Origin of the sequence: Photobacterium nomapromontoriensis (assembly GCF_050336815.1) — a bacterium.
Taxonomy (GTDB): domain Bacteria; phylum Pseudomonadota; class Gammaproteobacteria; order Enterobacterales; family Vibrionaceae; genus Photobacterium; species Photobacterium nomapromontoriensis.
Map to the genome: position 1 here is coordinate 1 of NZ_JAKJSL010000035.1, position 13,189 is coordinate 13,189.

Sequence of the window (13,189 nt, forward strand, 5' to 3'; positions counted from 1 at the left end):
ACCAAGGCATGCCAAGGCATGTTCCCAGGCATTACTCACCCGTCCGCCGCTCGTCAGCAAAGAAAGCAAGCTTTCTCTCTGTTACCGCTCGACTTGCATGTGTTAGGCCTGCCGCCAGCGTTCAATCTGAGCCATGATCAAACTCTTCAATTAAAAGTGTTTGCTGCTATAAATAGCGGCTCAATGAAATACTGTTTATTCATTACCGAAGTAATGAACGAATTGACTGTGCCAAAATAACTTCTCTATAAATAGATACGCCATTTTGTATTGGTCACTCAGTTTCATTGATAATTCTTTTGTTGACTATCATTTCACGAGTGCCCACACAGATTGCATGGTCAAATTGTTAAAGAACAATACTGACTTACGTTACTGGCTAGCGCCGCTGTCCGTGTCAGTGAGGTCGCATTATAGAGCGTTACTCGCTGCTGACAAGATATAAAATCAAAAAAATGGGGACACTCGCACCATTCGATTACTATTTAATCAATAGTGTGTATTTCAGCGCAAAAAACAAAAAGCACCCAATTGGGGTGCTTCATTATTAAGGTGTAATCGATAGTGCTGTTAAGCAACATTAGCCGTTTTTTCAGCGTGACGCTTTCGCTTGCGATCTTTCGGATGCGTAATAGGAATCGCGGACAATAACTTTTTAGTGTAGTCAGCTTGTGGATTTGCGTATATCTCCTGCGCAACCCCCATCTCGACCACCTTTCCAAAATACATCACGACAACAGTGTCAGAGATATGCTTCACTACCGACAAGTCATGGGAAATGAAAATAATGGCAAGGTTCATCTCTTTTTGTAATTGAAGCAGCAAATTGAGGATCTGAGCCTGTACCGATACATCAAGCGCAGAAACCGACTCATCACAGATCAATAATTTTGGTTTCAACGCAATCGCGCGGGCAATACCGATACGCTGACGCTGTCCGCCGGAAAACTCGTGCGGGTAACGATTCACCGCGGTTTCAGGCAGACCGACTTTCACCAGCAACTCTTTAACCCATTTTTTACGCTCTTGTGGCGTACCGATTTTATGAATAACAAAAGGCTCTTCTAAAATCATTCCAATGGTATGGCGCTGGTTTAATGATTCCATCGGATCCTGAAAGACAATTTGCATGTCTTTACGTAGAGGCCGCATCGCTTTGGTCGATAAGTCCGTAATATCCTGCCCTTCGAAGAATATTTTTCCTGCTGTCGGCTCATACAGCTTAAGAATGGTCCGGCCAAGAGTGCTTTTACCACAGCCCGACTCCCCCACCAGCCCCAGCGTTTCACCACGCGATACAGAAAATGACACCCCATCAACCGCTTTTACGGTATAACCTTTTTTGAAAAGCCCCTTACCAGACACAAAATGCTGCTTGAGGTTTTCTATCCTTAATACTTCTGTCATAGCGTCCTCTTTTATGACCTAATTCAGCCTGTGAGCTAACCTTTAAACTCTGGAAATAAGGCGACATCAATAGGCTTAATTTCAATCGGCTGCTTAGGTTCATTATCAAGGCTTGGCATCAACCCCATTAACCGTTCAGTATAAGGGTGCTGCGGGTTGTCAAAGAGATCGAAAATATCTGCATATTCGACTACTTTACCGCCATACATGACGGCAACATCATCACAAATTTCAGCGACCACACCTAAATCATGAGTAATAAAAATCATTGCCATCCCAGTTTCTTCCTGAAGTTCATTCATCAATTCAAGAATAGACGCTTGCACGGTGACATCTAATGCCGTTGTTGGCTCATCACAAATAAGGATGTCCGGTTTACAAGCCAGTGCCATGGCAATCATGACTCTCTGCCGCATTCCTCCCGATAAATTATGCGGATACTCATTCAAGCGCTTTTCTGACATCGGAATTTTGACTTTCTTGAGCATCTCTAACGAATAAGCATTACGTTGTGCCTTATTAAGATCTGGCCGATGTAATTCAAGCACTTCATTAATCTGGCGACCAACGGTATGGACGGGGTTAAGGGCCGTCATTGGGTCTTGAAATATCACCGAAATACGTTCCCCTCGCATCGCATACATCTCAGCGGCGGGTAAATGAACCAAGTCAGTCCCACGATAGAGGATCTGGCCTTTGGTAACTTGACCATAAGGTTTAGGCAGTAGTCCCATAATAGACATCGCCGTTACACTTTTGCCGCATCCCGACTCGCCAACTACCCCCAACGTTCGGCCTTTTCGCACATCAAAATTGACGCCATGGAGGATCTTCACCACGCCGTCATCGGTAATAAATTCTGTTTCCAAGTCTCGAACACTTAAAATGACATCATCTTGCATATCAACTCCCTACTATTCTACTGCTTGTAGGTATCATCAATGACAGTAACCGGGGCAAATTTCTGGCCATTCTTCATTGCAGCCAACGTCTCTTTCTTCACATCTTCATCAATCCAGAACGTTGCCAAATCGACCACAGAGAATAACGCGTTCGTATTCATGGTCATTGCCGGTGTTGGGTATTTCATCCATCGCCAATGCGCCTCTCGGGTATATGGCACCATGTAGCCCGGAACAATCAGGTACTCGTCAGACACAGTCTGCTGGATCTGATGTGATATAGCTTGCTTCTTCGTAGTATCAAATTCAGCATCATATGCTTGTATTTTGGCATCCATGGCTGGAGAACGGTAATTGGTATGATTATTGGTTTGCGACTTAGCATTGACCGAATGCAAATATTGCCAGTAAGCTGGAATTTCACCGCCCCCCATAGTTAGGAAAGCCAGATCATGTTTTTTCTCAAGAATATATTTAAACGCCGATGAGCCGTCGACCAGATTAAGTGTCAATTCCAGTCCAGCTTGCTTCGCCTGCTCTTTAAGGTAAGCAATTCGGGGGGTATGAAACTGATAACCATAAGTGACCGCAAAACTTAAACGCAGCCCCTTCCCATTAGTTCGTACCCCATCGGAACCCACCTTATCGAAACCCGCTTTTTCGAAAAACTCAATGGCCAGCTTAGGGTTAAAAGCCGGTGCTTTATTATCACTTCTATCATAGCCTCCATGACCGAACCCCATACCGTGAGGCATACGGACATAATCACCACGTAGTACATTAGCAATCATGCCATCAAAGTCTGTCGCATAAGTAATGCCTGCACGCACATTACGATCATCCAGCAACGACTGGGCGGTATTCATCCATATTCCTCCCGCGCCCTGTACCACTTGGTTATATCCCCAGAACTTGTGGATATAACCATTCTGATAAGGTTTGGTATCTGCTTTCTCGTGCCATAGGTTTGGCAAAATTAAACCAAAAGCATCTAGGTTGCCTTTTTCAAAATGTTTGCGTGCTATATCGCTATCGCGGATGACTCGGATACGTACTTTATCAACGTTATAGCGATTCTGATAATAAGGGTTGCTATATCCCCACCAGTCATCCCCTACATGCTTGAAGGTCACACTTTTCCCCTTCTTAACTTTATCCATGTAATAAGGTGCCGTCGTTGGCTCACTTTTGAAGTTATAACGGCGAACGAAGTTATCATCGATACCGTCACTATTTTCATCTTTTGATGGTTTGAAGAAATGTTCAGGGCGAGGCTGAAGACCATTGCTCGGTAGGTTGATCTGCAACATGAGCTCTTCATCACTCATTTTTGTTGCCGATTTGATCGCTATACTGTAATCATCAAACTTGGTCACACTTTCAATTTTTCGACCAAAGAAATCGTTATACCAAGGATCAATGATGTCTTTTGAACGGTAATACTTGAGCATAAATAGGTAATCATCAGCCGTAACATCTTCACCATCTGACCACTTCGCTTTTGGATTCAACTTAAAGTATACCGTTTGATTATCATCACCAAACGCCCACGACTCGGCTAGCTGCGGGATCCATTTCCCAGTGTTCGGATGTCGGCTTACCAGCTTTGGCACACCATCCATAAAATAGTGGCGCAAACCCGAATTTGCATCGGGCCCCACACTGCGCAATGTTTGCGGAAAGCTCGCCATGAATGTTCGGTATGTTCCTCCCCGCTTTGCTTCTGGCGAGGCAAATAAGGGCTCATCCATATTAGATATCCACGTTAGGTTACTGAGGAGCTCTGCCGCAAAAACATTTGCACTGAATGTAGCGAAGAATATTCCGACAGCTGTTAAAGGCATTTTATTATTCATTCTATACTTCCTTGTGGGCACCATACCGTTATACATAGCGCGTGAATTTCTTAGGGTCAAAAGCGGCACGAATCGCCTCCCCGATGAAGGTCACCATGACCAATACTAAAACAATAGACGACACCACCGAGGTAACAATCCACGGAGAGTCTAAATTCGACTTACCTTGCTGCAACAATTCCCCCCAGCTAGGGGTTGGTGGCATCAAGCCAAGCCCGAGGTAATCCAATGCGGTCAGTGCTGTGATATTGGCGGCAATAGTAAACGGGGCCAATGTCACTATCATCACCATAGTGTTGGGCAGAATATGGTTGAACAGGATCCGCAGCGTTGACGCGCCAAGGGCTTTCGCCGCCATAACATATTCACGAGCTGACTCTTTATAGGTCATGGTTCGCATATACCACGTCATCCCCATCCAACCGAATAACACATTTATCGCGACAAATAAGCCAAAGGTCGGTTGAGTAATCGACACTAGGATCATGATCACATAGAGAAATGGCACCATTGACCACACCTCTATCAAGCGCTGAACCAACAAATCAAACTTACCGCCAAAGAAGCCCATCGCGCATCCCACCGCGGTGCCAATGGCGTAAGAAATCGCCATCGTCAATAAGGCGAACCCCATCGCAATACGAAATCCATACACTAAGCGAGCTAAAATATCGCGGCCGATCACATCTGTACCCAAATAATGCTTATCTTCAATACTAGGAGGATTAGGAGGATAATGGCCAGAAAAGTCCTGTTCATAAGCATTCCACGGTATCAATGGCATGATGACAAAATTATCGCTCCCCTCTTGCTCAAACGTTGTTTGTAACTGACGGTAGTCCGCCTCACTGGCTTTGTTTTGACCAAACTCGGATCCTAAGCGAACATCTGACATGACAGGAAAACTGTAACTGCCGTTATATTTCACCACCAATGCCTTGCTGTTAATCAGTAACTCCGCAAACAGCGACAGGATCAATAAAAAAGAAAGAATGAGAAACGACCAATAACCACGCTTGATTTCTTTGAATCGCTTGATTTTTTTTAATGTTAATGGATTCAGATTCAACACATTACTCTCCAAACCTCACGCGAGGGTCGACTAATGCCACACACACATCTGATACGATATTACCAATCAATAGCATTACCGCATTAATGGCTACAATCCCCATCACAACCGGATAATCCCGCTCCATAATAGATTCATACCCGAGTAAACCAATGCCATCAATATTGAAAATAACTTCAATTAAAAATGAGCCGGTCATAAAGAACAGTAACGAGTTACCAAAATGGCTGGCGATAGGAATAAGACTATTACGTAAGGCATGTTTACGAACCGCTTGCTTAAATGGCAGCCCTTTGGCGATGGCGGTACGAATATAATCTGAGGACAGATTCTCCATCAGGTTATTCTTCATGGTCATGGTCAGGGTGGCGAAATCACCAATCAGATAACAGACAAGGGGTAGCACCGCATGCCACATAACATCTTTGACCCGCTCATAAAATGTCTCATAATCGTCGAAATCATCACCTACAAAGCCCCCCATCGGGAACCACTCAAGATGATAACTGAATAGTGTGATCAGCAAGACACCGACCACATAGCCGGGCAACGCATAACCAATAAAAATTAAAATGGATGAGCCTGAATCAAACACTGACCCGTGTTTTAAGGCTTTATAATAACCAAGCGGGATAGAGATAAAATAACTGATAAAGAACGTCATGCCACCGTAGAACAAAGAGACAGGTAAGCGCTCCGCTATCATCTCTGATACAGGCTCGTAATAGCGGGTTGATTCGCCTAAATCGAACTTAATCAATCGGCCTAACCATTCGCTATAGGCTTCAAACACTGGCTTATCTAGCCCATAGAACACATTAAGCTCGGCGATTTGATCTTCAGATAACGCAGAATTCCCACCGGCAGAGATCATTGCCGCCCCACCGTCCCCTTGTGCCTGCATATTAGCAAGCATACGTTCAACTGGGCCTCCTGGCACAAAACGAGTTATTGCAAAAATTAAAACAGTAATGCCAAGAAACGTGGGAATAACCAACGCCATACGACGTAAAAGATATGACAACATGCTACATCCACTCCATGTTTATTCGGCTGTTCACGAAGAGAGCTTCTTTTTCTCAACGAGCATCCACCACAACTATGTGTTCATCCTGAACAATTTCACGCTTTTAATATCACAACAGGGCAGTATTTATTTCTAATAATGTCATAAATACAGTGATAAAAACTTATACCGACCTTAATTACAATAAATAACAAACTCCGATTATGGACATAATATTTACAAAATATAATTCAATTAATAAGCCATAACTATATATATTACCAAAAAGAAATAATAATCCGATCACACCCTCATCGTTTTAAAACACGCAGCAGCCACAGCATACACCTGTATACTCAATACGTTATTACGCTCCCCGTAAATCCAGAATATCAGAGATAAAAAAGGCCGCTTTCGCGACCTCTTTACAACAACCAGCGATTGCTAGAATAGCATTATTGTGCCGCTAACCAGGCTGGTACATCGGCAACACTATCAAGCACAACGCTTGCAAGGGCTTCGCCTTCTGCGGTGATTGGCTTGCCAGTACGCACTAAAATTTTAGTGCCGACTTCCGCAGCCTCTGCCGCTTTCATGTCATCGGTTTTATCACCAATCATCACGGAAGCTGCCATGTCGATTTTCAAAAAATCGCGGGCAGAGATAAACATGCCAGGCTTTGGCTTGCGACAATCGCAATCTTGCAAATAATCACCCTGACCTTCTGACGGATGGTGAGGGCAATAATAGATACCATCAAACTCAACACCATTATCAGCAAAATTCCAATCCATCCATTCGGTCAGATTAAGAAACGTATCTTCGCTATACATACCACGGGCAATCCCCGCCTGGTTAGTCACCAGGACAAGCAGATATCCCATATCTTTGAGCTTTTTACACGCTTCAAACACGCCTTCGACATATTCAAAATCATCAACGGTATGCACATAACCATGATCGATGTTGATCACACCGTCACGATCGATAAAAACTGCGGGTTTGGCCAAGTGTCAGCCCTCTGTCTAACTATTCAGTATGAGCTCAAATTATGGCACGGCTCGGGATGGGATTCACCTCTTTATATTCGCTTCGATAACGGTTAATAAAAAACAGTATCAGGACGCCACAAATAGCCACAAAGACATTTAGACGTCCAGACGTAAAAATATCTATTGACTTACATTATGTTAGCCCATAGCATCAAACCCATCGATGTGGTTAATGAGGCGTGAACACACATCATATAAATAACGCCAACACAACAATATACCGGTAGCAGCCAATGATGGGCCTGCTAGTCATCAACTCGGTATAGGATGCAGGATTTAACGATGATAGAAATAAGTAGTGTCAATAAAGTGTTCTATCAAGGAACGACCGCAATCCACGCTCTGCGTGACATAAATCTTACCATTAACCAGGGCACGATTTTCGGTGTCATTGGTGCCTCCGGTGCAGGCAAAAGTACCCTAATCCGCTGTGTTAACCTGCTAGAGCGTCCCACCAACGGCAACGTTATTGTTGATGGTATCGATCTGACTCAATTATCGCACCACGAACTAACCCAAGCCCGCCGTAAAATAGGCATGATATTCCAGCATTTCAACCTGCTGTCATCCCGTACGGTATTCGACAATGTTGCTTTGCCTCTTGAGTTATCCGGGGCAAGTAACGGAGCGATAAAAAACAAGGTCAATGAGCTACTGGCATTGGTTGGCCTGACAGATAAAAGCAACACTTACCCATCCAACTTAAGCGGTGGCCAAAAACAGCGTGTTGCAATTGCACGAGCACTGGCATCTGATCCTAAAGTGCTACTGTGCGACGAAGCCACCAGCGCCCTAGATCCTGCCACAACCCATTCCATTTTGGCACTGCTAAAGAAGATAAACCAAACACTGAACCTGACCATTTTACTCATCACCCACGAGATGGACGTGGTGAAAAAAATTTGTTCTGAAGTCGCAATCATTGGCGACGGTGAATTGGTTGAAAAAGGCCCGGTTGGTGATATTTTTGCCCATCCGAAAACTGAACTGGCCCGCAACTTTATTCGCTCGACACTCGATCTCTCCATTCCCGAAGACTACCGCAACAGGATGGTTGCCCAACGGACTGACAACAACTACCCATTAGTCAGACTGGAATTCACAGGGACTTCGGTCGATGCCCCACTGATTTCCCAAGTGGCCCGCGAATTCAATATTGATGTCAACATCCTCAGCGCGGACATGGACTATGCAGGTGGCGTCAAGTTTGGCCTGATGCTCGCTGAATTATTTGGCACCGAACAAGCGACAGAACAGGCCATTTCCTTCATGCGCGACCATAACGTTAATGTAGAGGTACTTGGCTATGTTGCTTGAATCACTCACCCTTTGGTGGAATGAAAATGACCGTTTGGTACAACTGTTAATTGATGCGCTGGGCCAGACGCTAGTAATGGTGTTTGCTTCCGGTCTGATCGGGTTCCTCATCGGGATCCCTGTCGGGGTGGCGCTCCATCTAACCAAAAATAATGGTTTATTGGCCAACCCTGTTGCGAACCAGATCCTCAGCACCATTACCAACGTGGGTCGATCCATCCCGTTTATTATTCTGCTGGTAGCGATTATCCCGTTTACACGTTTTGTAGTCGGCAGTTCTATTGGTACCGCAGCAGCCATTGTTCCCCTGACAGTTGGTGCAATCCCGTTTATTGCCCGCCTCGTTGAAGGGGCACTACTGGAAGTACCGTCTGGACTGGTTGAAGCCGCTCAGGCAATGGGCGCAACCCCGCGCCAGATCATCAGCAAAGTACTGCTCCCTGAAGCGCTGCCGGGCATAGTCAATGCCATCACCATCACCTTAGTGACGCTGGTGAGCTACTCGGCCATGGCGGGAACGGTCGGTGGTGGCGGTTTGGGTGATGTCGGGATCCGTTATGGCTATCAACGTTTTGACGGTACTGTCATGCTGATCACTGTCATCATGCTGGTCATTTTGGTACAGCTTATTCAATCGGCAGGCGATTATCTGGTGAAACGCTTTGATCATCGTTAACCGCAACTAAAAAACACAACACAACACAACACAACACAACACAATCAAATTTTATGGAAAACCCCAGTTCAAGGAGAAGTAACATGGCGTTTAATTTAAAGAATCTGTTTACCGTCGCAGGCTTGGCTTCAGCATTGCTACTGACAGGCTGTGGCGAGAAGGAAGCAACGGTCGACAACAGTAAAGTCACCATTGGTGTAATGGCTGGGGCCGAAGAGCAAGTCGCGGAAATTGCAGCTAAAGAAGCCAAAGATAAATATGGTCTCGATGTCAAACTGATCACCTTCACTGACTATGTGTCACCGAATGCGGCACTGGAAGAGGGCTCGATTGACGCGAATGCTTTCCAACACAAACCGTATCTTGATCAGCAGATAGCCGATCGTGGTTATAAGTTTGCTATTGCAGGCAATACCTTTGTTTATCCGATTGCCGCCTACTCAAGCAAAATAAAATCCATTGATGAACTAAAAGACGGCGATCAAATTGCAGTGCCGAACGATCCAACCAACCTTGGCCGTGCACTACTACTGCTGCAACAACACGGCCTCCTGACACTGAAAGACGGCGCGGGCCTGACTGCCACTGTACTGGATATTGTTGAGAACCCAAAAAATCTGGAGATTGTAGAGCTAGAAGCGGCACAGTTGCCACGCTCGCTGGATGATGTGCAATTTGCCATTATCAACAACACGTTTGCCAGCAGTATAAACCTGACCCCAGAGCGCGATGGTATCTTTGTCGAAGATAAAGAATCACCATACGTTAACCTGATTGTCGCGCGTGAAGATAACGTGAATGCCCAAAACGTACAGACATTCATTAAAGCGTACCAGTCAGATACCGTGTACAACGCCGCACAAGAAATATTCCAAGGCGGTGTCGTCAAAGGCTGGTAATACACATCCCCTTTCTTTTTCGACAAGGCTGGCATCCGCCAGCCTTTTTTAATGGTGAAAACATAAAGTTCGACAACATAAATCAATTTGCGCGTTACTTTTGCACCGCTTTAAACCGCGGGTTCGATTTGCAGATCACATACAATCGTCCACGGCGTTTCACGATCTGACAATCACGATGGCGCTGCTTGGCACTTTTTATAGAACTGACCACTTTCATATTGTTCTCCTTCAAATAGAATATTAAATCACATAATAATTGTTATGTTATAACATACTATTTGATATTTATTATCAGTAAAGATCAAGCATTGATTTTATGATAAGGTCAGCGCAACCCTGCTTTGAGTCAAAAACCATGTCATACCAGATTGAACCTATCGGTATTATCCGCTCCCCTTATAAAGAAAAGTTTGCTGTTCCTCGCCAACCGGGGCTAGTACCCAGCGCCCGTTCTAAAATTATCTTGCAAGGCGAAGCCAATGCGCTGGAAGCGGTACGCGGGATCGAGCAGTTCAGCCATTTATGGCTGCTGTTTCTCTTTGACCAAAATTTAGAAGCCGGTTGGCGCCCAACGGTCAGGCCACCTCGATTGGGCGGCAATGATCGCATTGGTGTCTTTGCCAGCCGAGCCACTTTCCGGCCCAATGGCATCGGCATGTCCGCGGTTGAGCTCATTGGTGTGCGCCAACAAGGCAGCGACGTGATCATCGAACTGGGTGGGGTGGATCTGGTCGATGGTACCCCCATTATCGATATTAAACCGTATATTCCTTACTCTGATAGTCTGCCCCATGCTATTGGTGGCTTTGCCAGTGAGCAGCCTGACACCCTCCCCGTGGTCTTTACCGAACACGCCGAACGCCAACTACACGGTCAACAACTGGCACGCCAGCGCGCGGTGATCTCTGAAGTACTGGCCCAAGACCCTCGCCCTGCGTATAAAAAAGGAAAAACCGATGAAAAAGAATATGGCGTGCTTCTGTTTGACTACAATGTGAAATTTACCATCAGTGATACTCAAGTCACTGTGCATGCGCTGGAAAAAGCAAGTGCAAAATAGCAAGGCGAAGCGGTTCCCGTTGGAGAACGTTCAATTGGCTGGTAGAATATACGGTTACCGCCTACTGGCGATGGGGCTTCCCCTACACTTATTATTTACCTATCAACAAACGGATACCATCAATGCGTACCAGTAAATATCTTCTTTCTACCCTGAAGGAGACTCCAAACGACGCAGAAGTAGTGAGCCACCAGCTCATGCTACGTGCAGGTATGATCCGTAAGCTGGCTTCAGGTCTATACACCTGGCTACCTACAGGTCTGCGTGTTCTGCGTAAAGTCGAAAACATCGTTCGCCAAGAGATCGACAATGCCGGTGCAATCGAAACCTTGATGCCCGTTGTGCAGCCGTTTGAACTATGGGAAGAGACAGGTCGATCTGAAAAGATGGGCCCTGAACTACTTCGCTTTACTGACCGCCATTTCCGTCCGTTTGTACTTAGCCCGACCGCTGAAGAAGTGATCACCAGCCTTGTACGTAACGAGGTCAGCTCTTACAAACAGCTTCCGCTGAACCTGTATCAAATTCAAACAAAATTCCGTGACGAGCGTCGACCTCGTTTCGGTGTAATGCGTGCACGTGAATTCTGCATGATGGACGCGTACAGCTTCGACATCGACAAAGCAGGCCTAGAGAAATCTTACCAAGCGATGCACGATGCTTACTGTAAAGCGTTCGATCGCATGGGCCTAGAATATCGACCAGTACTGGCGGACTCAGGCGCTATCGGCGGTAACGGCTCTCAAGAGTTCCACGTATTGGCTGAAAGCGGTGAAGATCTGATCGCGTTCTCTACTGAATCAGATTACGCCGCGAACATCGAAAAAGCAGAAGCGGTAGCGCCTGCTGGTGAACGTGCAGAGCCAACTCAAGAGATGACTCTGGTTGACACGCCAAATGCGAAAACTATCGCAGAATTGGTTGAGCAACACGGCCTGCCAATCGAGAAAACCGTCAAGACGCTATTTGTTAAAGCGTCAGATGAAATCGATGCGCCTATCGTTGCACTAATCATTCGTGGTGATCACGAGCTAAACGAAATTAAAGCTGAAAACCTAGCAGAAGTAGCTACTCCACTAGAGATGGCAACTGAAGACGAGATGCGTGAGCTAATCGGTGCAGGTGCTGGCTCTCTTGGTCCTGTCGGCCTTGAGCTTCCATTCATCGTTGACCGTTCTGTCGCCGTAATGAGCGACTTCGGCGCAGGTGCAAACATCGATGGCAAACACTACTTCGGTATTAACTGGGGTCGTGATGTTGAACTGGGTCAAGTGGCAGATCTACGTAACGTAGTAGAAGGCGATCCAAGTCCATGTGGTCAAGGCACCCTGATGCTTAAGCGTGGTATCGAAGTCGGTCATATCTTCCAGTTAGGTAATACCTACTCTGAAAAGATGAACTGTGGCGTACTCGATTCAAACGGTAAGAATGTCATCCTGGAAATGGGTTGTTACGGTATCGGTGTTTCACGTGTTGTGGCATCGGCTATTGAACAGAACAACGATAAATACGGCATCATCTGGCCAGACGCTCTAGCGCCTTTCCAAGTGGCTATCGTACCAATGAACATGCACAAATCTGAGCGCGTTCAAGAAGCAGCAGAGAAGCTATACGCTGAACTGACTGCCATGGGTATCGAAGTATTGTTTGACGACCGTAAAGAGCGTCCAGGCGTGATGTTCTCAGACATGGAACTGATCGGTATTCCTCATACCATCGTAATTGGTGATCGCAGCCTAGAAAATGGCGAGATGGAATATAAAAACCGTCGTACCGGCACCAAAGAAGCAGTAGCTGAAGCGAATATCGTTGAATTTCTTAAGCAGAAAATCGCTTAATTTAAATCAACATGCCTAATTCAAAAGCCTCCCGCGTGGAGGCTTTTTTATCTCTGGCGCTTTTTTCCCAGTAATGAGAGACTGACAATACTGGCGTAATA

13 protein-coding genes and 1 rRNA gene are annotated in these 13,189 nt (G+C 45.7%); 6 read left to right on the forward strand and 8 right to left on the reverse strand.

What is annotated here, in order from left to right; genetic code table 11:
* From L4D12_RS15055 to gmhB, 7 genes are all read right to left on the reverse strand, one after another.
* Nucleotides 1–153 (reverse strand): 16S ribosomal RNA (locus L4D12_RS15055); the annotation flags it as partial.
* A 417-nt stretch (nucleotides 154–570) separates the two neighbouring features.
* A complete protein-coding gene (locus L4D12_RS15060) occupies nucleotides 571–1,407 on the reverse strand; it encodes an ABC transporter ATP-binding protein (RefSeq protein ID WP_428448667.1) in 837 nt (278 codons plus the stop codon).
* Nucleotides 1,408–1,442: 35 nt separating this feature from the next.
* Nucleotides 1,443–2,309 (reverse strand): ABC transporter ATP-binding protein, encoded by an 867-nt coding sequence (locus tag L4D12_RS15065; protein WP_428448668.1) that lies wholly within the window; start codon nucleotides 2,307–2,309, stop codon nucleotides 1,443–1,445.
* 17 nt (nucleotides 2,310–2,326) lie between these two features.
* Complete coding sequence (locus L4D12_RS15070) at nucleotides 2,327–4,165, reverse strand: extracellular solute-binding protein (RefSeq protein ID WP_428448669.1); 1,839 nt, start codon at nucleotides 4,163–4,165, stop codon at nucleotides 2,327–2,329.
* Between the two features lie 28 nt (nucleotides 4,166–4,193).
* Nucleotides 4,194–5,237 carry an ABC transporter permease subunit gene (locus L4D12_RS15075; protein WP_428448670.1) on the reverse strand — a complete coding sequence of 348 codons (1,044 nt, stop codon included), beginning with the start codon at nucleotides 5,235–5,237 and terminating at the stop codon, nucleotides 4,194–4,196.
* A 1-nt stretch (nucleotide 5,238) separates the two neighbouring features.
* The gene (locus L4D12_RS15080; protein WP_428448671.1) at nucleotides 5,239–6,264 is read right to left on the reverse strand and encodes an ABC transporter permease subunit; all 1,026 of its coding nucleotides are present in this window, start codon (nucleotides 6,262–6,264) and stop codon (nucleotides 5,239–5,241) included.
* A gap of 434 nt (nucleotides 6,265–6,698) precedes the next feature.
* Nucleotides 6,699–7,253: a D-glycero-beta-D-manno-heptose 1,7-bisphosphate 7-phosphatase gene (gene gmhB / locus L4D12_RS15085; protein ID WP_428448672.1), complete on the reverse strand. Its 555-nt coding sequence runs from the start codon at nucleotides 7,251–7,253 to the stop codon at nucleotides 6,699–6,701.
* Between the two features lie 324 nt (nucleotides 7,254–7,577).
* Between gmhB and metN the strand changes: the two genes are divergently transcribed.
* From metN to L4D12_RS15100, 3 genes are all read left to right on the forward strand, one after another.
* On the forward strand, nucleotides 7,578–8,612 hold the full coding sequence (gene metN, locus L4D12_RS15090; protein ID WP_428448673.1) for a methionine ABC transporter ATP-binding protein MetN: 1,035 nt from the start codon (nucleotides 7,578–7,580) through the stop codon (nucleotides 8,610–8,612).
* Complete coding sequence (locus L4D12_RS15095; RefSeq protein WP_428448674.1) at nucleotides 8,602–9,288, forward strand: methionine ABC transporter permease; 687 nt, start codon at nucleotides 8,602–8,604, stop codon at nucleotides 9,286–9,288. Before metN ends, L4D12_RS15095 begins: the two co-directional genes overlap by 11 nt.
* An 83-nt stretch (nucleotides 9,289–9,371) precedes the next feature.
* Entirely contained in the window at nucleotides 9,372–10,187 is an 816-nt protein-coding gene (locus L4D12_RS15100) for a MetQ/NlpA family lipoprotein (RefSeq protein ID WP_428448675.1), read from the forward strand.
* Nucleotides 10,188–10,281: 94 nt separating this feature from the next.
* On the opposite strand, the gene ykgO is transcribed toward L4D12_RS15100, so the two are convergent.
* Nucleotides 10,282–10,407: a type B 50S ribosomal protein L36 gene (gene ykgO / locus L4D12_RS15105; protein ID WP_428448676.1), complete on the reverse strand. Its 126-nt coding sequence runs from the start codon at nucleotides 10,405–10,407 to the stop codon at nucleotides 10,282–10,284.
* Between the two features lie 138 nt (nucleotides 10,408–10,545).
* Between ykgO and tsaA the strand changes: the two genes are divergently transcribed.
* Genes tsaA through L4D12_RS15120 form a run of 3 tightly spaced genes read left to right on the forward strand, consistent with a single transcriptional unit; the run spans nucleotide 10,546 to nucleotide 13,088 of the window.
* A complete protein-coding gene (tsaA, locus tag L4D12_RS15110) occupies nucleotides 10,546–11,250 on the forward strand; it encodes a tRNA (N6-threonylcarbamoyladenosine(37)-N6)-methyltransferase TrmO (RefSeq protein WP_428448677.1) in 705 nt (234 codons plus the stop codon).
* Nucleotides 11,240–11,386 (forward strand): hypothetical protein, encoded by a 147-nt coding sequence (locus L4D12_RS15115; protein ID WP_428448678.1) that lies wholly within the window; start codon nucleotides 11,240–11,242, stop codon nucleotides 11,384–11,386. The genes tsaA and L4D12_RS15115 overlap by 11 nt, the downstream gene beginning before the upstream one ends.
* The gene (locus L4D12_RS15120) at nucleotides 11,373–13,088 is read left to right on the forward strand and encodes a proline--tRNA ligase (RefSeq protein WP_428448679.1); all 1,716 of its coding nucleotides are present in this window, start codon (nucleotides 11,373–11,375) and stop codon (nucleotides 13,086–13,088) included. Before L4D12_RS15115 ends, L4D12_RS15120 begins: the two co-directional genes overlap by 14 nt.
* Nucleotides 13,089–13,189: the final 101 nt, after the last annotated feature.